Genomic DNA, 20,696 nt, shown 5'->3' with positions numbered 1-20,696 from the left:
CAAGGTTTCAGCCTCGCAGCATCTCGGCCACGAGGAACGCGAGCTCCAACGACTGTTGGGTGTTCAATCGGGGGTCGCACGCCGTCTCGTAGCGACCGCCGAGATCGAGGTCGGAGATGTCCTGCGCGCCGCCGAGGCACTCGGTGACGTTCTCACCGGTCAGCTCGACGTGGATGCCACCCGGATGCGTGCCGAGACCGTTGTGAACCTCGAAGAATCCCTGAACCTCGTCGACGATGCGGTCGAAGTGGCGCGTCTTGTACCCGGTGGAGGCTTCGTGGGTGTTGCCATGCATCGGATCGCACTGCCAGATGACCTGGTGACCGGTGGCTTGGACCTTCTCGATGATCGCCGGCAGCAGGTCGCGGACCTTGCCGTTGCCCATGCGCGAGATCAGAGTCAGACGACCCGGCTTGTTGGTGGGGTCGAGACGCTCGACGTATTCCACCGCCATTTCCGGCGTCGTGCTCGGCCCGATCTTGAGGCCGATCGGGTTGGACACCAACTCGGCGAAGGCGATGTGCGCACCGTCGAGCTGACGAGTGCGGTCACCGATCCAGAGGAAGTGAGCCGACAGGTCGTAGAGCTTGGGGTGATCGCTGTCGTTGTCGAGACGCAGCATCGCGCGCTCGTAGTCGAGAACCAGGGCCTCGTGGCTGGCAAAGATCTGTGCCTGGTGCAGGCTCGGATCGGTGACGCCACACGCGTTCATGAACTGCAGGCCGCGGTCGATCTCGGCTGCCAGTTGCTCGTAGCGTGCGCCCGCGGGAGACGCTGCGACGAATTCGCGGTTCCAATCGTGCACCTTGTGCAGGTCGGCCATGCCGGCGCCGGTGAGTGCGCGAACCAGGTTCATCGCGGCGCTGGCGTTGGCGTATGCACGCACCAGTCGCGAAGGATCGTGGGCGCGGACTGCCTCGTCGGCGACGAGCGAGTTGATCATGTCGCCGCGGTAGGACTTCAGACCCAACGAGTCGATGTCGGCAGAGCGCGGTTTGGCGTACTGGCCGGCGATGCGAGCGACCTTGACGACCGGCATCGAGGAACCGTAGGTGAGCACGACGGCCATCTGCAGCAACGTGCGGATGTTTCCCTTGATGTGCGGCTCGGTGTTGTCCGCGAAGGTCTCGGCGCAGTCACCGCCCTGGAGCAGAAATGCCTCACCACGCGCGACCTGCGCGAGACGCTCTTGCAGCGCCTCGACTTCGCTGGCCACCGTGATGGGAGGCACGCTCTCGAGCACAGTCCGCATGGCTGCCGCCTGGTCAGCGGGCCACGAGGGCTGCTGAGCAGCGGGCTTCGCGAGCGCCTCGTCGAGCTGCTTACGCAGTCCGGCAGGCAGCGGCGGGAGTTCGGGCAAGCGGTCGATCGGCACGTCGACAGTCCAGTTCACCTCTACAGGATATTCGCTCGCTCGTCGGCGCGTCACACAGGCTCTCGATCGCAGCCCAATCGGAACACTTCCCGCGCACCGAAACCTGGGTCAGCGAAGTGACCGTGCAGCCGAAATGGCGTCGAACTTCACGAGGTTGTGCCTGGCGTCGGCAAGTGCGTCGTGTGCGTCGGCGGGCGCCGACGGGAGGGCAGGACTGCCGTTGTCTTCCCAGAACTGTCGGAGTTCGCGGGTGTACCGCGGCATCGACTGCGGTAGTTCCGTCATGTCGCCCCACAACTGGCACAGCGCGACGTGGTCGTAGGCGGCGACCCACGCCCAGAGCTCCGGAACCACCATCGGCCGCGGAACGAAGAATTTCAGAAGATCGTCGCGGATCTTCTCGCGTGATTTCCACAGCGGCGACGAAGGCTGCGGCAACTTCGGCAGCACGTTCTTGCGCACCCAACTACCGGCACGGGCGGGATCGAACTCCGTCGAAACCGCGTAGTACTCTCGGCCGTCCTCACAGACAACGCCGATGGACACGAGATCGATGGTTCGACCGTCTTCGATGAATTCACAGTCGTAGAAGTAGCGCACGTCCGAAAACTATGCCGCACGCGCAGGCTCTGGAGCCAATGCGCGTGCGGCCGGTGTGGGAAATCTCTAGCTGGCTTGTGCGTCCGGGAGCGAATCCTTGTCGGTCTTCGCGGATTCCTTCGACTCGGCCGAGGCCACGAGATCGACAACCGACTCGCCGCCTTCCGCCGGAACGTCGATGGCAGCTTCGGGTTTCGTGGGCGCCTGGTTCTTGAGGCTTGCCGCGTAGATGTCCACGTACTCCTGGCCGGAGAGTTTCATCAGCTTGTACATCACCTCGTCGGTCACAGCGCGCTCGACGAAGCGGTTTCCGCCCATGCCTTCGAAGCGGGAGAAATCGATGGGTTCGCCGACGATCACGGTGACCTTGGCGGGACGCCACATCCGTGAGCCGATCGGATTCATCTTGTCGGTGCCGACCATCGCTACCGGGATCACCTTGACGCCCGATTCAAGTGCGAGGCGCGCCATTCCGGTCTTGCCCTTGTAGAGGCGGCCGTCAGGCGAGCGCGTCCCCTCGGGGTAGATACCCAGCAGGCTGCCCGAACCGAGGACCTTGAGACCGGCGTTGAGTGCATCCTGCGCCGCGTCTGCACCGGTTCGGTCGATGGGGACCTGACCGACCGCGGTGAAGAACCACTTCTGGAAAGCGCCCTTCAGACCGGAACCGGTGAAGTACTCACTCTTGGCAAGGAACGTGATGCGGCGGTTGACACGAAGCGGAAGGTAGAACGAGTCCAGAACCGCCTGGTGATTGCTGGCCAGAATGGCCGCCCCGTCAGTCGGAATGTTCTCGTGACCCTTGACCGTCGGACGCCCGAGCAGCCAGAGAATCGGCCCCAGCAACACATACTTGAAGAGCCAATACCACACGGCGTCCCTCCCATTCACAGCTGAATTTCGCTGAGTACGACCTTACTGCCGACCGGTAACCCCCGCTACACACGCCCCTGCAGGATCGACCCGATCACAGTCCGGCAGACGTGGTTCCAGCGCCGTCGACCCCACCGAGATCCTGAGGCACTACCGATCGGGCCAATGCGGCGGCGCCGACCATGCCCGCAGCTTCGCCCAGCTGAGCGGAACGGATGCGGGCCAGTGGGCGGTGCTTCGCCCCGGTCAACAATGTCGCGTACTGCTCGCGGGCGTCGTCGAGAAACAGTGGGGCAGAACTCGCGACGCCGCCGGCGATCACGACCAGATCGGGATCGTAGACGTCACCGACCATGGCCAGACCCACGGCCAGCCAACGGGTGAACTCGGCGATCGTTGCCAGCGCGAGTGGGTCACCGTCCTGCGCGGCGTTGGCGATCCGGCGACCGGTGAGCGAACCAGGATCCACCGCAACCTCACGCGCCAGGACCGTCGACGCGGCCGGGTCGGCGGCAAGCAGTTCGATTGCCGTGTCGACGAGCGCCGTTCCGCTGCAATAGCGCTCCCAACACCCACGTTTGCCACACGCGCACTGACGCCCGCCCGGAACGACCTGGATGTGGCCCAGTTCGGGGGCGACGCCGTGACTCCCCCGGTACAGCTCACCGTTGATCAGCAGCGCACCACCGATGCCGGTCCCGATTGCCACCATCACGACATTGCGGCCACCTGCGGCCGCGCCGAATCGATGCTCCGCGAAAGCCGCTGCATTGGCGTCGTGTTCGAGAACGACCGGCAAGCCGAGCCGCTTGCTCAAGTCACTTCCGACCGGCGCGTCCACCCACGGCAAGTGCGGAGCGAACCGAACCGAGCTTCGATCGGAGGTGATGAAGCCGGCGACCGCCAACCCCACGGCCGATACCTCGTGCCTGGTGACCAATTCGCGCACGACGCGATCGAGACCGTCTTCAAGTGCCCTGGCCGACTGCGGGGTCGGGGCTTGAATCATCTCGAGCACTTGTCCGTCGACGTCCACGACGGAGGCCCTGATACTCGTCCCGCCGACGTCGATGCCGACCGTCAAGATGTCGTCCATGGTGGAGTCGGAGACCGCTTTCAAGCGGCGCGCGCTCATCGCGACGATTCCCGCGCGAGCGGCGTCCGCTGGAGTGCGCACCCTGAATCGGTGCCTCGTGCGTCGGTGACCATTGTGTCGATTGTGCTCATCTCGGGCCGTTCGCTCTACCCGGGGTACTGAGTCAGTCCTTGACCGTCACGTTGATCGGGACAAATGCCGCCGTGCGAGTTCGCTCCGCACCTGGCGTCGTCGGACCGCCTTCGGGTCCACGATCGGGGCCTGACGGCCCCCCGAGAAACTCGTCGAGAATCTCACGAAGCAACGCAAGGAATGCTGCTGCTTGACCCGCGAGGAATGCCAACAGTTCGTGGTGCTCACCGCGAACCAGTGCGGCGAGGGCGCACACCGGACACCAGCTGCAGCCGGTGAACACCGGCTGCGTGTCCGTGGACGCCGAGTCACTCGCAACGTCGGCCGTCGCTGCTGCGGCCTTCTGCAGCACCGGTTCCAGGCGCGTCAGAACGGTTTCCGCCAGCGCGCGAAACTCCGCGACGAGGCGCTCGTGCTCTTCGCTCATACCGGCCACACCGCGGGATCCGGGCTGAACCGGATGATCAGGTAACTGCCGTCCAACTCCGCCCCGTTCACGACACAACGACGCAGCACCGACGCCAAACGAACTCTGCGTCGTACGCCGTCTGCTCCCACCAGCACATCGTCCTCCACCCGGCCCAACGACAACGACGACGGATCCACGAGCGGAAGGTACATCCGCATCACGTACACCGAATCGACTCCGGTCCCGGACTCCAACGACACCACGATGTTGTCCGCGGTACCGACGGTGCCCGAATCCGTGCCCGTTCCACCCTCGAACGTGGCCGCGATCTCGCCCAGAGCGGCCAACCCTACCGGTTCGGCGCAAGCGCGTTCGACCGTTGTGACGGACATTCCATCGGTTGATCCCCGCAGTTCGTCCACGACGAGTGCCTGAGCCGCCCGGATCGACGCGAGCCACTGCGCCGCCGGTGAATCGTCGACACCCTTTCCGGCGGACGAGTTGAACTGCGGGACAAGGTTGTTGACCACAATCCCGTCAACTCGCAACCCGGCCAGAGCCAGCCCGGACAACGTCCGACGAGTCGCCGCGACCGACACGCCGTCGGCCGACGTCACCACACGCACGCCGGTGTTCTCCCGATCCGAGAGGTGAACCGCGATCCGATCCACCGACGCGAGCACGCGTTCGACGACGGACACGAGCAGGAGCAGCCGCATGTCCGTACCTGTCACAGCGACCATCCGCCTGTGCCGCGGCCACAATCGCTCGAGATACTCCGACACCATCGACGGCGAGCCGAGTATCCGCAGCGCTTCGGCTGCGGCCGGACAGTCCACGATCACGACGTCGTAGTCGCCGCTGTCCGAGAAGTCGACAATCTCGGCGAGCCCGAGGATGTCTTGGATGCCCAGGGATCCCGTCAACTCTTCCGGTTCCAAGCCCTCGAACGACGAACCGTGTTCGTGATCTCCCGCTCCGAAAGTTCCTGCAGCGTCGATCAACCCCGACAATCCTCGGAACTTGTCCTCGAGGAGCGCTGACGTGTCGAGTTGCCGGACGTCGAGACGCTCGGTGAGAGATGTGGTCGTTCGCGGATTCGGCACGCCCAGGACGTCTGCAAGAGAACCTGCCTGATCGATCGACACGAGCAGCACTCTCGCCCCATCGGTCGCAGCCGACACAGCAGTCGCTGCGGCAAGCGTCGTCGTGCCTACTCCGCCTTTACCGACGAACAGTTGGACGCGCGATCGTTGCTCCGGCACTCAGCCCTCGACTCGCTTCTTCAGTTCCTTCAGAGCTGTGTCGGTGATGATCTTCTCGGCCTTGCGCTTGAACAGACCGATCATCGGAATCGTCAGGTCGACCGTCAACTCGTAGGTGACCGACGTGGTGCCGTTCGGGCCGGGCTCGAGTGTGTACGAACCGAATTGGGACTTCTGAATCTCGCCCGAGATCAGCTCCCAACTCACCGCCATACCGTCCGGTGCCCACGAATACTGCAGTTCGTAGGTGTCCTTCACCATCCCCGCGTCGAGGACGAAACGTACTCGGTCCGCGCGGCCGCCCTGTCCCGGCGCCGTCACCTCGACGGACTTCGCCGCGGCCACCCACTCGGGGTAGCGCTCGAAATCGGCGATGACGTCCATCACGGCGTCGGCAGGAGCGTCGATGCTGATCAACCCCTTGGTCTTCTCGGCCATACGACTGCGCTACCTTCCTTCGTCAAAAGTCCAGAACCTGCACAACGTGCAGTGCTTCGATTATCAGTCCGGTGCTACTCCGGCGGCACGTCCCGCTTCGAGTTCGCGTTTGAGCTGGAACGACATGACCTTGCCGTCGACCCGACGCTTGCGGTTCATCCCGGCGAGGTCGAGGGTCGCCAGATCGGACGGCGATACGCCGACCGGCTCACAGTGCAGGAAGTAGTGCGCGATCGTCCCGTCCATGACCGGTTCGAGCCACACCTCCATGGTGCCGACCAGCTGACCGGACACTCCCCAACGGAATCCTGCGGGACCGCGATCTTCCCGGACTTCGAGCTCGAGATCACTGAACCAGCGACGCCACTGCGCGCGCGAGGACAACAGTTCGGCGACCCGCTCGGGCGGGGCGGCGATGAAAGTCTGGTCTGCGACCTGAATGCTGCTCACCGAAGTAGCTTCACATATCGCGTCCGCGAAGCGTCGAGGGGTGTCGCAACACTACATACCGGACAGACTGTAAGCCTGGCCACAACTGCGTCGGACATGCGACTACAGTAGGAGACGAAAACCCTACTCGTCAGTATTTCGCAGTGTCGGAGGTATTTCGTGCCTGAGTTCAGCGCACCCCAGACGTTCACCATTCCCGAGGATGCCTCCGCGGTCGACTCGGTCTTCGCCTTCGCGAAGACGAAGCCGGCGGCGGTTGTCTACAAGCGCAAAGTCGGAAATGCATGGGTCGATGTCACTGCAGGCGATTTCGCCGCTCAGGTGACTGCCGTCGCCAAGGGCCTCATCGCGATCGGCGTCAAGCAGGGCGACCGCGTCGGCCTCATGTCGGCGACGCGTTTCGAATGGCCGCTCGTCGACTACGCCATCTGGGCAGCCGGTGGCGTGACGGTTCCGATCTACGAAACCTCCGCAGCCGAGCAGGTTCGTTGGATTCTCGAGGACTCCGAAGCAATCGACCTCATCGTCGAGAACGACACTCACGCCGCGACCGTGAAGGACGTCGCTGCAGCCGCCCCCGCGCTGCGCACGGTCTACCAGATCGATGCCGCGGCGGGCGGTAAGGGTGTCGTCGAGGAATTGACCGCACTGGGCGCCGACATCTCCGACGAGGACGTCCACGCCCGCGTCGCGGCACTGAAGGCATCCGATCCCGCGACCCTGATCTACACGTCGGGCACCACGGGCCGACCCAAGGGCTGCCAGCTGACGCACTCCAACCTGATTGCCGAGTCGAAGGGCATCCTCGACTCCAACCTCGGCACGCTGCTCAAGACTCCTGGCGTCCGCACGCTGATGTTCTTGCCGCTCGCGCACGTTCTCGCTCGCGCAGTCAGCATCGCGTCGTTCGACGCCGGTGCAGCGCTGGGGCACACGAGTGACATCCCGAACCTCGTTCCGACGTTCGGCGAGTTCAAGCCCGACTTCATCCTCTCGGTGCCGCGCGTGTTCGAGAAGGTCTACAACAGCGCACGCGCCAAGGCGCACGGCGACGGCAAGGGAAAGATCTTCGACGCGGCCGCAGACACCGCCGTCGCGTGGAGCGAGGCGCAGGACAAGGGCGGCGCCGGCATCGTTCTCAAGGCCAAGCACGCTCTCTTCGACAAGCTCGTGTACTCGAAGCTGCGCGCAGCGCTCGGCGGGCAGTGCCAGCTGGCCATTTCCGGTGGTGCACCTCTGGGCGCTCGACTCGGCCACTTCTTCCGCGGTATCGGCGTCACGATCTACGAGGGCTACGGACTGACCGAAACCACCGCGGCCTTCGCCGTCAACACCATCGGCGCACAGAAGGTCGGCTCTGTCGGAAAGCCGTTGGCCGGCAACTCCGTTCGTATCGCAGAAGACGGCGAAATCCTCCTCTCGGGACCGGTGGTCTTCACCGGCTACTGGCGCAACGAGAAGGCCACCGCCGAGTCGATCGAGAACGGCTGGTTCCACACCGGCGACCTCGGCACCGTCGACAAGGACGGCTACATCACCATCACCGGCCGCAAGAAGGAAATCATCGTCACGGCAGGCGGCAAGAACGTCTCCCCCGCTCAGCTCGAGGATTCCCTTCGCGCGCACCCGCTGATCAGCCAGGCCATCGTGGTCGGCGACCAGAAGCCTTTCATCGGCGCCCTCATCACCATCGACGCCGAAGCTCTCCCCGCCTGGAACGAGCGCAACAACAAGGCCGCAGGAACCACAGCGGCCGACCTGGTTTCGGACGGCGAACTGGTCGGCGAAATCCAGGACGCCATCGACGAGGCCAACAAGCTCGTCTCACACGCCGAGGCGATCAAGAAGTTCCGCATTCTTCCGGTCGACTTCTCCGAGGACACAGGCGAACTCACGCCCACGATGAAGCTCAAGCGCAACGTCGTGCACGAGAGCTTTGCCGCCGACATCGAAAAGATCTACGCCAAGTAGTCTTTCGCCGATCAGTCCTCTGCCGACACGAACGTGCCGACACGAACGGCCCGCACCGAATTCGGTGCGGGCCGTTCGCGTTCGAGTCCCGTTTGCTCAGCCGAGGAGATTACGCAGTTTCGAAGCGAGCGTGTCCCACTTCCAGTCTTCGGCAACCCATGCCCGGCCGGCTGCTCCCATCGCGGCCGCGCGATCACGATCGGACAGCACCTCGATCACGGATTCGGCGACGTCGCGAACAGAGGTGCCGTCGACCACGAGCCCGGTCTTGTTCTGCTGCACCGTTTCCGGAGCGCCACCACTGCGCCCGGCGATGACCGGCACACCGGTAGCCGAGGCCTCGAGGTAGACGATTCCCAGTCCTTCGACGTCCAATCCGGCGCCTCGGGTACGGCACGGCATGGCGAACACGTCGGCGATCGTGTGGTGCGCTGCCAACTCTGCGGCGGGCACCGTGCCCGTGAAGACGACGTGATCGTCCATCCCGGTCTTACGCGCCAATTGGCGGAGATGGTCCTCGTACGGCCCACCTCCGACGATCACCAGTACCGCCCCGTCAATGCTCTTGCGTACGGTCGGCAGCGCCTTGATGAGCATGTCCTGCCCCTTGCGTGGCACGAGCCGCGACAGGCACAGGATCGTGGGCCGCTCGCCCAGCCCGTATCGCTTACGCAGTTCCGCGCGGGCGACCGAGTCCGGGTGGAACACTGACGTGTCCACTCCGGAAGGAAGGTGCTCGAGCGCCGCTTGCGGGCCGAAGGCCGCCGAGAACCGCCCACGGGTGTATTTGCTGACGAACGTCACCGCATCGGTGTGGTCACCGATCACACGCAACGACTGCCGCGCACCGGGAATCATCGACCATCCGACCTCGTGGCCGTGAGTACTCGCGATCACTCGGCTCGCTCCGGCACGTCGAACAACCGGCGCCAACAACGCCAACGGCGCTGCCGCACCGAACCAGACCGACTCGCAGTCGTGCTTCTTGACCAACTTCGCGGCTCGACGAGCGACAAAAGGCGACGGCAGCATCAGCGTCGTCGGGTGCCGAACGACCTCGAAAGGCTGTGCCGCATCGAACTTCTTGTGCGAGTCGCCCCGCCACCGCGGTGCGTACACCACCAACTTGTCCGGCGGCAGATGCCCGGCGAACGTGTGGAGATAGGACTGGATACCTCCGGGGCGAGGAGGAAAATCGTTGGTCACCAAGAGGGTCCGGCGCATCCGTCCACCGTAGGGCACTCGGTGCTTCAAACGTGCGAAGGCACCTCGCCGCTGCAATCGACCCAGCCGCGAACCGCTCAGCCCAGATGGCTGTTGGTCCAGTCGACCCATCCGGCTCGCAGTTCCTCGGTTCCGACGCCAACGACCGCTCGGATCCGCGAATCGAGGTCTTCGGCAGTCATCTTTCCGGAGGCGAGAGCGCGAAAGAGGTCGGTCAGCTTTGCTTCTCCGAATCGATCGGCGATATACGCGTTGATCGACCACGCCGATTCGTACGCCAGTGAACTCACGACCGGTACACCGCTGAACTGCGTGTCGTCCGGAAACTCGGTCGGAGTATCGCCGGAGCGTACCGCTGCCGCCAGAGTCGGCGCGATCTCACCCCAGGCCCGCGAGGATCCACGGTTTCCCGCGTATTCGGCAAACCCTTCCAATACCCACATCGGCGACCCGTCACGGGTTTTCGATCGGGCGGCTATGTGCATCAGTTCGTGGCGCAACACCGTTCGCCTGGTGATGTCGGTCAACCTCGAAGCCGCGGCAGGCGAGAAGACCACCCGCTGGCCGCTCACGTCGGAAGACCCGTCCGCCGTCGCATCCGCGACCGACACTGCGGCAATCGAAGCGCCGTCGTGATGGGAGCCGACCAGTGCGGTGAATTCCTCAGCGGACCCCGCCACCATGAGCACCGCGCGCTCGGACCACCACGGCCCCCACAACTGCGTCGTGTTCTCGATGGCTGAGTCCACATCGGCAGCCAAAGCGTCGACGAACGCCTGCTGACCCGGGTGGCCGATCACCAGCGCGTTACCCGCAGAATTCTCGGCGACGGCAAGCGGGCCGAAGTCCCAGGGGCCGTTCCAGGATTCGCCCGCCGTTCGGGCGCCGTCCAGTCCGACGATCGACCCGTCCGCAAGAACCGACCACTGATCGCCGCGTTTCGCGAGTGTCATGGACACTGCCTTGCGCGTGGGCAATGCGTCGACGCCGTCGAGGGCGTACCGCAACAGAACTTGCGCATTCCATACTTCGACGTCTCCGCCCGGCGCACCGGTTCGCGGCGCCGGAGTCAGGCCGCCGCTGGGAATCTCGTATCCCCAGTCGGAGAATTCGAGCGCTCCCGCTGCAGTGGCTCGTCGAACTTCCGCCTCGAGCACACCGGGTGCGGCGGAACTGTCGACGAACTTCGCCAGCCCCGACGGATCGTCGGACATCTGAGCCGCGGCCCATGCATCGAGAAAGCTCTGGACTTGAGCGCTGCGTTCCGCGTCCTGTTCGGCGGCGGCGTTTTCGTCGGAATCGGACCTGTTCGTCAGGAAGATCGTCAGGCCCAGAACGAGCACCACGGCTACACCGAGCGCCACGAGGGCCGGATACTCCCAACGGCGTGGTCGATCTGCGCCGACGTCGGGCGTCGTCATCGGTTCAGTCGGCACGGTGCCGAGTGTAGGAGAACTCGACTCGACGCTTCACGGCGGCTGGCCACACGCCACTCAGGCGCAGCAAGCCGTCAGTAACGACGCGCAGTGGAGAACTCCATGCCTGCCATCGACTGGACCTTCACCGGTACGCCGAACGTCGACGCATGCAGAATGTTTCCGTCGCCGGCGTAGATGCCGACATGCGAGTTGTCGCTGTAGAACGTCACGACGTCGCCGGGCTGTAGTTGGTCCCTCGACACCGGTACACCGCCCTGCGCCTGCGCTTGGCTCGATCGCGGCAGAGTCTTTCCGATCTGCTTGTAGGCCCACACCACCAGACCTGAGCAGTCGAACTCGTTCGGGCCGGTCGCGCCCCAGACGTACGGGTCACCGATCCGCGTGAGGCCTGCCTGCAGAGCAGCAGCACCCGAGCCAGGGGTCAAGTTAGCCAGAATTTTGCTGAGATCGACGTCCGGCGGGAAAGGCGTACCGCTCAGTTGGTTACGTTCGTCGTCGGTGAGATTCTGGAAGGCTTTGGTCACGTCGGCGATCTGCGTCTGCAGTTCACTCTGCTTGCGCTGCAAATCGTCACTGAGCGCGCGGGCTTGATCGGCGGCGGTTCGCGCTTCTTCGGCCGATCGCTTCGACGCTTCCGAGGCGGCACGCGCATCGGCAGTGGCTTGGTTGAACTGAGAGACCTGTACTGCCGCGTCGTTGGAAATCACGTCGAGCGCAGACATCTGGTCGAGCAACTGCTGCGGCGAGTCGCTCACCATCAACGCAAAGAGGCGATTGGTTCGCGCACCCTGGTAATTCGCTGTGGCAATACGGTTTACCGCCGGAGCGAACTCGGCGACGCGCGCCGAAGCCGCGTCGAGAAGACCCTGATCGGCTGCCGATCGCACGTCCGCATCATTCGCGACTGCCAGCTTCGCGTCGAGGTCGATCTGCGCGTTGTGCAGCGCTTCGTTGGTCTGCTCGGAAACCCGGGAGAGTTCACCGAGCTTGTCGAGCGCCTCGGTGGGGTTGGTGATGACGGGGTCGGCACCGGCCTGCATCGAAGGCCCTGCAACGAGTCCGAACGCCAGCACTCCCACTGTTAATGCGGCCCGTACTCGACTGTTGTTTTTCGATGAAACCACGGAATGCAACTCTCCGTCTCGGTGAAGCGACGCCGACCGGGGCCGGTCGACGATCTGTTAGCTGGCTGTCAACTATCCACAGTACCTGTCTCGGCCGCGCAATGTCTCGATAAGGTTACGGAACGGCATACGTTTGTGTCTACTCGCCGGTAGGCGTGTCGGGGTGAAGTACCGGGCGAATTGTCGCGAAACGAAAATGTGGGCCCCGAATCGAAGATTCGAGGCCCACATTCGAAGATCCGGAGCTCCCCCGAGCTCCGCCGCATCACAGCGGCGGATCGTTCCGACTGCCTACCGGAGACAGCCGTCGAGCGTGTTCAGAAATCAGTAACGGCGAGCGCCGTCGTACGGCATCGAGGACACCGGAGCGAGCTTCACGGGCTGACCAGCGGTCGACGCGTGGATGACATTGCCGTTACCGGCGTAGATGCCCGAATGCGATCCGCCGTAGAAGGAGATCACGTCGCCGACCTGAAGATCGGACTGTGCGACGGCAACGCCGGCTGCAGCCTGGTCGTAGCTCGTGCGAGGCAGGTTGAGACCGGCCTGCTTGTATGCCCACTGAACGAGACCGGAGCAGTCGAATGCGTCCGGGCCGGCTGCGCCGTACACGTACGGGGAGCCCAGCTTGCTCTCTGCGGCGCGAACTGCCTGCTCACCAACACTGGAGATGGGAGCGGCCGGTGCAGCCGGTGCGATGTCGGTGATGCCCGGAATGACCGGCAACTGAGGAATAGAAACGCCCGGAACCTCGAACGTGCCGACGCCGGGGATGGTGATGGGGTCTGCCGAGGCAGGTGCAGCGGTTGCAGCGAATGCTCCGACTGCGAGCGCGCCGGCTACTGCCAACTGCGCTGAACGCTTGAAACTCTGTGACGCCACTTAAGGGGTGCTCCATTTCTTCCATTCATCCGCCGACCGAGTTAGCTGACGGGTTCGGGCTGGGAAGATCAGCCCTACCCGCGTGGTCTGCAGCGATCCTGCGTGCTGCACCCCAGGCGGGATTCACCCCAGTGGAAACTTGGGTTCCCGGTTCGGGTTCCTCGCGGAGATCCCGATTAGGCGGTTCCTGACGATGCCGGTCCTGTTTGGTCCGGCAAGACTTCGTTAGGTCTCAGGAAGGTTACGAAATGATCGCGACGATGTCGACCGCTTCGTGACAATCGTGCCCGATTCGCCGGAAATCGTGGTGCCGCGCCCGCGATACGCCCGGCGGGTCACGGGGAGATAACAACAGGTCGGTTCGGCGACCCACTCCAGGCCGTCAAACCCGCGCCCGCTACCCACTGCCAAGGCTCACCAAACCCGACAATCCGATCTTCCATGCAGTTCAACGATGATTACTTGAAACTAGAACTTGTTCCGGTCACGGACGCGGTTTCAGCCGTCGACAGACGCACCGAAGACCCCCTCGACTCGCCCTACTCACAAGTAGGCGCGCGTCCACATTCGCGAGTTCCCACCGCAAGTGTGATCCTCGTCTCTCCTACTTTTGTCGGGCGTTCATCGACCGATTTCGCAACGGAAGTCCGTGCGGGTCGGATTCCGTGTCTGCACTCTCGAATTCGTGTCGGGGGGTACTTCTACTGTCTGCGGTGTGAGTCCCGCCTCGGCCCGAGAATTTCCGTCTCCGCCCCCGTTCTCCGACGGGGAGAAGTTCGACGTCGGGCGGCAACTGAGCTTCGACGAACTGGACACACCGCTGAGCGAGACAACATTTGTCGTCGTCGACCTCGAGACCACAGGGGGCAGCGCCGACCAGGACTCCATCACCGAGATCGGCGCCGTCAAGATCCGCGGCGGCGAGGTACTGGGCGAAATGGCAACACTCGTCGACCCCGGCCGGTCGATTCCGCCGTACATAGTCGAACTGACCGGAATCACCACAGCCATGCTGATCGGTGCACCTCCCATCGAACGTGTCCTGCCTGCTTTTCTCGAGTTCGCCGAGGGCGCGGTGCTGGTGGCACACAACGCGCCGTTCGACATCGGTTTCCTCAAAGCAGCGGCGTCACGCAGCGCGCGCCCGTGGCCTGCGTTCCGTGTCCTGTGCACCGTCAAACTCGCCCGGCGCGTACTCACACGCGACGAAGCACCTTCGGTGAAGCTCTCCGCACTCGCCCATCTCTTCCAAGTGACCACCCAGCCGACGCACCGGGCTCTCGACGACGCGCGTGCGACCGTCGACGTCCTCCACGGACTGATCGACAGGGTCGGAAACCAGGGTGTCCACAGTTACAGCGAACTAGTCGACTACCTGCCCAACATTTCCTCGCATCAACGGGCCAAACGGTCCTTCGCCGCAAACCTGCCGCGAAGCCCCGGTGTCTACCTTTTCCGCGGTCCTTCCGACGAAGCCCTCTACATAGGAACTGCTACCGACCTTCGACGCCGCGTCCGCAACTACTTCACCGGTTCGGAGACCCGCGGCCGGATGAAGGAAATGGTCGCGCTGGCCACCCGTGTGGACCATGTCGAGTGCGCGCACGCTCTCGAGGCCGGGGTGCGTGAACTACGACTGCTGAGCGCGCATGCGCCGCCGTACAACCGTCGCTCCAAGTTTCCCAAGCGAGGTTGGTGGATCACCCTCACCGACGAGGCGTTTCCGAGACTGTCCGTGGTTCGCACGCCCACGGCCGATTCGATCGGCCCGTTCACCTCTCGCGCCGACGCAGTCGACGTCGCCGACACCGTCGCAGAGTTCAGTCGTCTGCGCACGTGTACCAAGCGTCTCGGACGCGGCGCCGTTCACGGCCCTGACTGCCCCGCTCGCGAACTGGGGGCGTGTCCAGCCTCCTGGACCCCGGAAATCAACGCAGAGGACTACGCGGCCGCCCCTGAGGCCGTGCGTGGATTCTTCCGAGGAACCAACGACGCTCCCCTCCAACAGATGCAGGCCCGGATCGACGAGCTGTCCGCACACGCGTTGTTCGAGAATGCTGCTCGTCTGCGTGACCGAACGGTCGCAGTCGCCACCGCAGTGCGGCGCACTCAGCGACTCGCTGCAATCGCGGCGATCGAACAACTCGTTCTCGCCCGCCCCACCGGAGACGGCGGCTGGGAGCTGTCGGTGATCCGGTCCGGGCGTCTCGCGTCCGCCGGGCTCGCCAGACGTGGGACTCACCCGATGCCCGTCGTCGACGCCATCACCGCGGCGGCCGAAACCGTCCTACCGGACGACGCCCCGTTCCGCGGCGCGTCACCCGAAGAACTGGGACTGATCGCAAGGTGGCTCTCGTCGGACGGTGTCCGAATCGTGTCGGCGACATCCGGATACGTCGAACCTGTGAGCGGCGCCGGCAAGTGGGAAGCCTGGTGCCGACTCGCCCGAGCCGGAACCGAATCCGAACATCGATGACGTAACGGCGGGGCGGCACCCCTAAGCTCGATCGAAACCACCGGGTCATCACAACCCGCAGGGAAATCGAGGAGAGAAATGATCAACGCCATCGTCATGATTCACGCCGAGTCCGCTCGGATCCCGGAAACCGCGCAGGCCGTCGCCGACCTGTCCGGAGTGACCGAGGTCTACTCGTGCGCAGGTGACGTCGATTTGATCGCCATCGTGAAAGTGCGTGACCACGCCCAGATCGCCGACGTGGTCACCGGAGGAATCAACAAGGTGCCCGGCGTTCTCCGAACCGCCACACACATTGCGTTCCAGTCATTCTCCAGCGCAGACGTCGAGGCCGGTTTCTCGCTGGGTGAATAGCCCCTCGATCAGGCTTGGTCGGCCAGCTCGGCGGTGAGCGCCGCCCACTTGTGAAGCAGTTCAGCGCCCGCGCCGCTGTCGATCGCGGCAGCGGCTGCAGTCATCCCGGCAGAGATCGCACTCTCGAGATCGTCGCCGACACCGTTGAATGCCGCGATGGCTGCTCCCGCGTTCAGCAGGACCGCGTCCCGGACCGGCCCCTTCTGCCCGGAAAGCAGCGTTCTGGCGACGGTGGCGTTGATTTCGGCGTCGCCTCCACGCAACTCTTCGAGAGGAACGCGGTCGATTCCGAGGTCACGCGGATCCAGCGTGACAGTTCGCACACTTCCACCGCCGACGATGTGAACCGTCGACGTCGTCGATGTGGTCAGTTCGTCCAGTCCGTCGTCTCCCCGTACCACCAACGCCGAATTGCCGCGCTGCGCAAGGACTCCCGCGACGACCGAGATCAGTTTCGGAAATGCGCACCCGATCAGCCCGGCACGCGGACGAGCCGGATTGGTCAGTGGACCGAGCACGTTGAATGCCGTCGGAATGCCGATTTCCTTGCGAGGCACCGCCGCAAAGCGCAGTGCGGGATGGAAGACCGGCGCGAAACAAAAGCCGATGCCGACCTCTTCGACGCACCTCGCAACCTGCTCCGGCCCGAGGTTGATGCGAACGCCGAGCGCCTCGAGCACGTCGGCGCCACCGCTCTTGGACGAAGCAGCGCGGTTGCCGTGCTTGACAACTCGCACACCGGACGCGGCAACCACGATCGAGGCCATCGTCGAGATGTTCACCGTGTTGGAGCGGTCACCACCCGTGCCGACGATGTCGACGACGTCGGAATCGACCGGCACGCGCCTGGAGTGTTCGAGCATCGCGGCGGCGAGCCCTTCCAACTCCGCGGGGGTTTCTCCCTTCATCTTCAGACCGACCCCGAAAGCAGCGATCTGAGCGGAGGTGGCGTTGTCCGACATGATCTCGCCCATAGCCCAGCGACTGTCGGCTTCCGACAAGTCACTGCCGTCCGTGAGCAAACCGAGAATCATCGGCCAGGACCGCACCACTGCACTCGAATCGACGTTCACGGCGTTGGATGCGTCGGTGCCGGCCATAGTGCCTTGGTCCCCTGTCGTTCAAGTGGGCTAATTTTTTGCTGTCGTTTCGTGCTGTCGTTTCGTGCTGTCTTTTTGTGCTGTCATTACGTGCTGCCTCTGACCCTCGCAGCCTAGTCAGTGAGGTAACGAGGAAACCGAATAGGGCCGCTCAGGACTTTCTGCGACCGCGTTTGGGCGGCGCCTCCGCAAGTATCGGGGGCTGGAGCGCGTCCCACCCGGCGACCGAACCACCGAGTCGCTGCGCCAGACCGGCCATTCGTGACCGCTCCTGGGAGCAATGCAGTGCGTCAAGCACCTGGACACGCTCGAAGACGACGCGAACCGAATTCTCGACCGTCGGAGTCACGTCCTCGGGCCGACTCGAGCCTCGCACATATCCGTCCTGGGCGACGATGTTCTCGGCATCGGCTACCGAGCCCTCCGGGAGGTCGAGATGATGCCGCAGAACCACTTCGGACTCCGCCCTGAACTCCGGCTCGGTGGAGGCGGCACGTTCGAGAGCCGTCGAGCTCGCCTCGGCGTCGTCGAAGCCTTCGGCAACGACGACCAGATCCGACCGCCCTGCATCGAGCGGTGTCGGAATCTTCGTGCCGAAAATTCTCAGGAACCACGGTCTACTCTTGTGTGTAGCTGCCATCGCGCCAGCATATTCCGACCACGCCACCAGCGCGTTCGCCGCCCGATCCCGCGAACTCGAGCCGAGCGACGCGCCGATGGTGGACCCGAGTGGTCGTCTCTTACGACGAAGCGTCATACTTCTGTCTGTGACGAGCGCAGTAGGGACTTCAGGATCGGCAATCACCCAACGCGTGCACTCGCTGAACCGGCCGAATATGGTCAGCGTTGGCACCATCGTGTGGTTGTCAAGTGAGCTCATGTTCTTCGCAGGGCTCTTTGCCATGTACTTCGTGGCACGAGCTCAGGCGAACGGAAATTGGCCGCCGGAGCCAACCGAATTGAACCTTTATCTGGCCGTGCCGGTGACCTTGGTGCTTATCGCATCTTCGTTCACCTGCCAGATGGGTGTCTTCGCGGCTGAGCGTGGCGACGTCTTCGGACTTCGTCGCTGGTACACCATCACCTTGGTCATGGGGGCGTTCTTCGTCGCCGGCCAGGGTTACGAGTACTACCACCTCGTGCACGAGGGCACCACGATTTCGAGCAGCGTGTACGGCTCGGTGTTCTACATGACCACCGGCTTCCACGGTCTGCACGTCATCGGCGGTCTCATCGCCTTCGTCTTCTTGATCGCACGTACCCGGGTCAGCAAGTTCACGCCCGCCCAGGCCACCGCCGCGATCGTTGTTTCGTACTACTGGCACTTTGTCGACATCGTGTGGATCGCGCTGTTTGCCACGATTTATTTCATCCGTTAATCAGCTGTACGCCCCAGGCAGCCCCTGACGTCCAGTTCCGTCCCGACATACCAAAGGGATACAGATGAGTTCATCCCCCCCTCCCGCATCCGATAACTCAGCGAATGCCGCGAAGTCGCGTCGCCAGCGGAAAATCCGCCGGCGCGTCACTGGCGCGCTCGTATTGATGATGGGATTGATCAGCGCAGGTTTCCTCGCTTCGGCGTTGACACCAGCTCCGCAGGTTGCGACCGCCAGTGACGATTCAGCAGCCCTGATTCGTGAAGGCAAGCAGCTGTACGACACGTCATGCATCACGTGCCACGGCGCGAACTTGCAGGGCGTGCAGGACCGCGGTCCCAGCCTCATCGGCGTCGGCGAAGCAGCCGTGTACTTCCAGGTCTCCTCTGGTCGTATGCCGGCAGCTCGCAACGAGGCCCAGGCTGCACGCAAGGACCCCAAGTTCGATGCTGCGCAGACCGACGCCCTCGGCGCTTTCATCCAGGCCAACGGCGGCGGCCCGACGCTCATCCGCGACGAGAACGGCGAAATCGCCCAGTCCTCGCTGCGCGGTGGCGACGTCGGACGCGGCAGTGAGCTCTTCCGGCTCAACTGCGCGTCGTGCCATAACTTCACCGGCCGCGGTGGCGCACTGTCCTCGGGCAAGTACGCCCCGGTCCTGGATCCGGCCAGCGAGCAGCAGATCTACGCTGCCATGGTTACCGGTCCCCAGAACATGCCGAAGTTCTCGGATCGTCAGCTGACGATCGAGGAGAAGAAGGACATCATCGCCTACGTCAAGTCGTCGGGCGAGTCGAAGGACCCCGGTGGGTACGGGCTCGGTGGCCTCGGTCCGGCCTCTGAGGGTCTCGCCATGTGGGCCGTCGGAATCATCGCTGTCGTCGGTGCAGCATTGTGGATCGGAGCAAGGTCATGAGCGACGCTGGCCAGCATGGCGGCGATACGCCTAAGAAGTACACAGATGAAGAGCTCGACGCGATGTCACGCGACGACCTGGTCAAGCTGGGTACCAATCTCGATGGCGTCGATGTCGTCTACCGCCGTGATCGTTGGTCGGTAAAGGGCACCAGGGCGGAAAAGCGCGCCGAGCGCAACGTCGCCTTCTGGTTCGGCCTCGCCGGCGTTTCGGCGATCGCGTTCATCGCGATCTACCTGTTCTGGCCCTGGGAGTACGCAGGCGCCGGTGACGAGAACTACGGCAAGTACAGCCTGTACACCCCGCTGATCGGCTTGACCATGGGTCTGGCGATCCTCGGCGTCGGCATCGGTGCCGTTCAGTTCACGAAGAAGTTCATCCCCGAAGAGGTCTCGATCCAGGACCGCCACGACGGTGGTTCCACCGAGGTCGATCGTCGCACGATCGTCGCCGAGCTCGGCGACACCCTCGAGACGTCCACCCTCCCCCGCCGCAAGGCCATCAAGCGCAGCTTGATGTTCGGCGGCGGCGCACTCGGCGTCATGATGGTCATGCCCCTCGGCGGACTCATCAAGAACCCGTGGGCCAAGGGCGACGACTCACCTCTGTGGGTGTCCGGCTGGACCCCGAACTACCCGGGCGAGACCATCTACCTGCGTCGTGACACCGGCCGTCCCGAGGACATCGTCCTCGTTCGCCCGGAAGATCTCGATGCCGGTTCGATGGAAACGGTCTTCCCGTTCCGCGAGTCCGACCGTGGCGACGAGCACGCTCTGCTCGCAGCACTGCGCGGCATTCGTAACTCGGTGATGCTCATCCGCCTCCGCACGGAAGACACCGCGCGTGTCACCAAGCGTAAGGGCCAGGAAAGCTTCAACTACGGCGATTACTTCGCCTACTCGAAGATCTGCACCCACCTGGGTTGCCCCACCTCGCTCTACGAACAGCAGAGCAACCGTATTCTGTGCCCCTGCCACCAGTCGCAGTTCGACGCACTGACCTACGGCAAGCCGATCTTCGGTCCCGCTGCTCGCGCACTTCCGCAGTTGCCTATTACAGTGAACGAAGAGGGCTTCCTGGTCGCCGACGGTGACTTCATCGAAGCACTCGGCCCGGCATTTTGGGAGCGTCGACCGTGACCACAACAACAACCAAACCGTCCAAGATCAGCGCGGCAGCGGCTGGACAAGCGG

General features: G+C 63.9%; 20 protein-coding genes and 1 riboswitch. Of the genes, 6 read left to right on the top strand and 14 right to left on the bottom strand.

The annotated features are described in order from the left end of the window. Positions 1 to 7: 7 nt before the first annotated feature. From ASU23_RS32240 to ASU23_RS32205, 8 genes are all read right to left on the bottom strand, one after another. Entirely contained in the window at positions 8 to 1,393 is a 1,386-nt protein-coding gene (locus ASU23_RS32240; protein WP_007730070.1) for a class II 3-deoxy-7-phosphoheptulonate synthase, read from the bottom strand. Positions 1,394 to 1,483: 90 nt separating this feature from the next. Next, positions 1,484 to 1,975 (bottom strand): polyadenylate-specific 3'-exoribonuclease AS, encoded by a 492-nt coding sequence (locus tag ASU23_RS32235; protein WP_003941683.1) that lies wholly within the window; start codon positions 1,973 to 1,975, stop codon positions 1,484 to 1,486. 66 nt (positions 1,976 to 2,041) lie between these two features. Continuing rightward, complete coding sequence (locus ASU23_RS32230; protein ID WP_058039455.1) at positions 2,042 to 2,848, bottom strand: 1-acyl-sn-glycerol-3-phosphate acyltransferase; 807 nt, start codon at positions 2,846 to 2,848, stop codon at positions 2,042 to 2,044. Positions 2,849 to 2,942: 94 nt separating this feature from the next. Further along, positions 2,943 to 3,983: an ROK family protein gene (locus tag ASU23_RS32225; protein WP_020969875.1), complete on the bottom strand. Its 1,041-nt coding sequence runs from the start codon at positions 3,981 to 3,983 to the stop codon at positions 2,943 to 2,945. 124 nt (positions 3,984 to 4,107) lie between these two features. Further along, positions 4,108 to 4,503 (bottom strand): hypothetical protein, encoded by a 396-nt coding sequence (locus ASU23_RS32220; RefSeq protein WP_007730069.1) that lies wholly within the window; start codon positions 4,501 to 4,503, stop codon positions 4,108 to 4,110. Next, positions 4,500 to 5,750: an ArsA family ATPase gene (locus ASU23_RS32215; RefSeq protein WP_058039454.1), complete on the bottom strand. Its 1,251-nt coding sequence runs from the start codon at positions 5,748 to 5,750 to the stop codon at positions 4,500 to 4,502. Before ASU23_RS32215 ends, ASU23_RS32220 begins: the two co-directional genes overlap by 4 nt. Next, entirely contained in the window at positions 5,751 to 6,188 is a 438-nt protein-coding gene (locus ASU23_RS32210) for an SRPBCC family protein (RefSeq protein ID WP_003941701.1), read from the bottom strand. Between the two features lie 63 nt (positions 6,189 to 6,251). Further along, positions 6,252 to 6,638, bottom strand: coding sequence for a hypothetical protein (locus ASU23_RS32205; protein ID WP_003941776.1), 387 nt, complete (start codon positions 6,636 to 6,638; stop codon positions 6,252 to 6,254). A gap of 159 nt (positions 6,639 to 6,797) precedes the next feature. On the opposite strand from ASU23_RS32205, the gene ASU23_RS32200 reads away from it, so the two are divergent. Then, entirely contained in the window at positions 6,798 to 8,609 is a 1,812-nt protein-coding gene (locus tag ASU23_RS32200) for a long-chain fatty acid--CoA ligase (protein WP_047887999.1), read from the top strand. A 96-nt stretch (positions 8,610 to 8,705) separates the two neighbouring features. On the opposite strand, the gene ASU23_RS32195 is transcribed toward ASU23_RS32200, so the two are convergent. The 4 genes from ASU23_RS32195 to ASU23_RS32180 all read right to left on the bottom strand — a co-directional run bounded on the left by ASU23_RS32195 (position 8,706) and on the right by ASU23_RS32180 (position 13,278). Then, positions 8,706 to 9,833, bottom strand: a complete 1,128-nt coding sequence (locus ASU23_RS32195; protein ID WP_003941734.1) for a glycosyltransferase family 4 protein — start codon at positions 9,831 to 9,833, stop codon at positions 8,706 to 8,708. 77 nt (positions 9,834 to 9,910) lie between these two features. Beyond that, the gene (locus ASU23_RS32190) at positions 9,911 to 11,269 is read right to left on the bottom strand and encodes a hypothetical protein (RefSeq protein ID WP_230691661.1); all 1,359 of its coding nucleotides are present in this window, start codon (positions 11,267 to 11,269) and stop codon (positions 9,911 to 9,913) included. 74 nt (positions 11,270 to 11,343) lie between these two features. After that, the gene (locus ASU23_RS32185) at positions 11,344 to 12,396 is read right to left on the bottom strand and encodes a C40 family peptidase (protein ID WP_003941704.1); all 1,053 of its coding nucleotides are present in this window, start codon (positions 12,394 to 12,396) and stop codon (positions 11,344 to 11,346) included. Positions 12,397 to 12,720: 324 nt separating this feature from the next. Next, entirely contained in the window at positions 12,721 to 13,278 is a 558-nt protein-coding gene (locus ASU23_RS32180) for a C40 family peptidase (protein ID WP_003941754.1), read from the bottom strand. 14 nt (positions 13,279 to 13,292) lie between these two features. Further along, a riboswitch (cyclic di-AMP (ydaO/yuaA leader) is annotated at positions 13,293 to 13,471 on the bottom strand. A 522-nt stretch (positions 13,472 to 13,993) separates the two neighbouring features. On the opposite strand from ASU23_RS32180, the gene ASU23_RS32175 reads away from it, so the two are divergent. Continuing rightward, positions 13,994 to 15,754, top strand: a complete 1,761-nt coding sequence (locus ASU23_RS32175) for a DEDD exonuclease domain-containing protein (protein ID WP_172827114.1) — start codon at positions 13,994 to 13,996, stop codon at positions 15,752 to 15,754. A 78-nt stretch (positions 15,755 to 15,832) separates the two neighbouring features. Beyond that, the gene (locus ASU23_RS32170) at positions 15,833 to 16,108 is read left to right on the top strand and encodes an Lrp/AsnC family transcriptional regulator (RefSeq protein ID WP_003941677.1); all 276 of its coding nucleotides are present in this window, start codon (positions 15,833 to 15,835) and stop codon (positions 16,106 to 16,108) included. Between the two features lie 8 nt (positions 16,109 to 16,116). Here the strand turns inward: ASU23_RS32170 and trpD are convergent, their stop codons facing one another. Beyond that, on the bottom strand, positions 16,117 to 17,208 hold the full coding sequence (gene trpD / locus ASU23_RS32165) for an anthranilate phosphoribosyltransferase (protein ID WP_003941751.1): 1,092 nt from the start codon (positions 17,206 to 17,208) through the stop codon (positions 16,117 to 16,119). A 151-nt stretch (positions 17,209 to 17,359) separates the two neighbouring features. After that, entirely contained in the window at positions 17,360 to 17,848 is a 489-nt protein-coding gene (locus ASU23_RS32160) for a hypothetical protein (protein WP_058039511.1), read from the bottom strand. A gap of 127 nt (positions 17,849 to 17,975) precedes the next feature. Between ASU23_RS32160 and ASU23_RS32155 the strand changes: the two genes are divergently transcribed. From ASU23_RS32155 to ASU23_RS32145, 3 genes are all read left to right on the top strand, one after another. Further along, positions 17,976 to 18,587 (top strand): heme-copper oxidase subunit III, encoded by a 612-nt coding sequence (locus tag ASU23_RS32155; RefSeq protein WP_007730060.1) that lies wholly within the window; start codon positions 17,976 to 17,978, stop codon positions 18,585 to 18,587. 64 nt (positions 18,588 to 18,651) lie between these two features. Beyond that, a complete protein-coding gene (locus ASU23_RS32150; RefSeq protein WP_003941682.1) occupies positions 18,652 to 19,503 on the top strand; it encodes a cytochrome c in 852 nt (283 codons plus the stop codon). Then, positions 19,500 to 20,642 carry a ubiquinol-cytochrome c reductase iron-sulfur subunit gene (locus ASU23_RS32145; RefSeq protein WP_007730058.1) on the top strand — a complete coding sequence of 381 codons (1,143 nt, stop codon included), beginning with the start codon at positions 19,500 to 19,502 and terminating at the stop codon, positions 20,640 to 20,642. Before ASU23_RS32150 ends, ASU23_RS32145 begins: the two co-directional genes overlap by 4 nt. Positions 20,643 to 20,696 lie beyond the last annotated feature (54 nt).

Origin of the sequence: Rhodococcus sp. KB6 (assembly GCF_001445685.1) — a bacterium.
Taxonomy (GTDB): Bacteria; Actinomycetota; Actinomycetes; order Mycobacteriales; family Mycobacteriaceae; genus Rhodococcus_F; species Rhodococcus_F qingshengii.
This window is presented reverse-complemented; position numbering and strand designations above follow the sequence as displayed.

Excerpts from the sequence above, each read along its gene's own strand:
- trpD (WP_003941751.1), bottom strand. The coding sequence starts at position 17,208 with ATGGCCGGCACCGACGCATCCAACGCCGTGAACGTCGATTCGAGTGCA.
- ASU23_RS32210 (WP_003941701.1), bottom strand. The coding sequence starts at position 6,188 with ATGGCCGAGAAGACCAAGGGGTTGATCAGCATCGACGCTCCTGCCGAC.
- ASU23_RS32145 (WP_007730058.1), top strand. The coding sequence starts at position 19,500 with ATGAGCGACGCTGGCCAGCATGGCGGCGATACGCCTAAGAAGTACACA.
- ASU23_RS32225 (WP_020969875.1), bottom strand. The coding sequence starts at position 3,983 with ATGAGCGCGCGCCGCTTGAAAGCGGTCTCCGACTCCACCATGGACGAC.
- ASU23_RS32195 (WP_003941734.1), bottom strand. The coding sequence starts at position 9,833 with ATGCGCCGGACCCTCTTGGTGACCAACGATTTTCCTCCTCGCCCCGGA.
- ASU23_RS32150 (WP_003941682.1), top strand. The coding sequence starts at position 18,652 with ATGAGTTCATCCCCCCCTCCCGCATCCGATAACTCAGCGAATGCCGCG.
- ASU23_RS32170 (WP_003941677.1), top strand. The coding sequence starts at position 15,833 with ATGATCAACGCCATCGTCATGATTCACGCCGAGTCCGCTCGGATCCCG.
- ASU23_RS32160 (WP_058039511.1), bottom strand. The coding sequence starts at position 17,848 with ATGGCAGCTACACACAAGAGTAGACCGTGGTTCCTGAGAATTTTCGGC.
- ASU23_RS32220 (WP_007730069.1), bottom strand. The coding sequence starts at position 4,503 with ATGAGCGAAGAGCACGAGCGCCTCGTCGCGGAGTTTCGCGCGCTGGCG.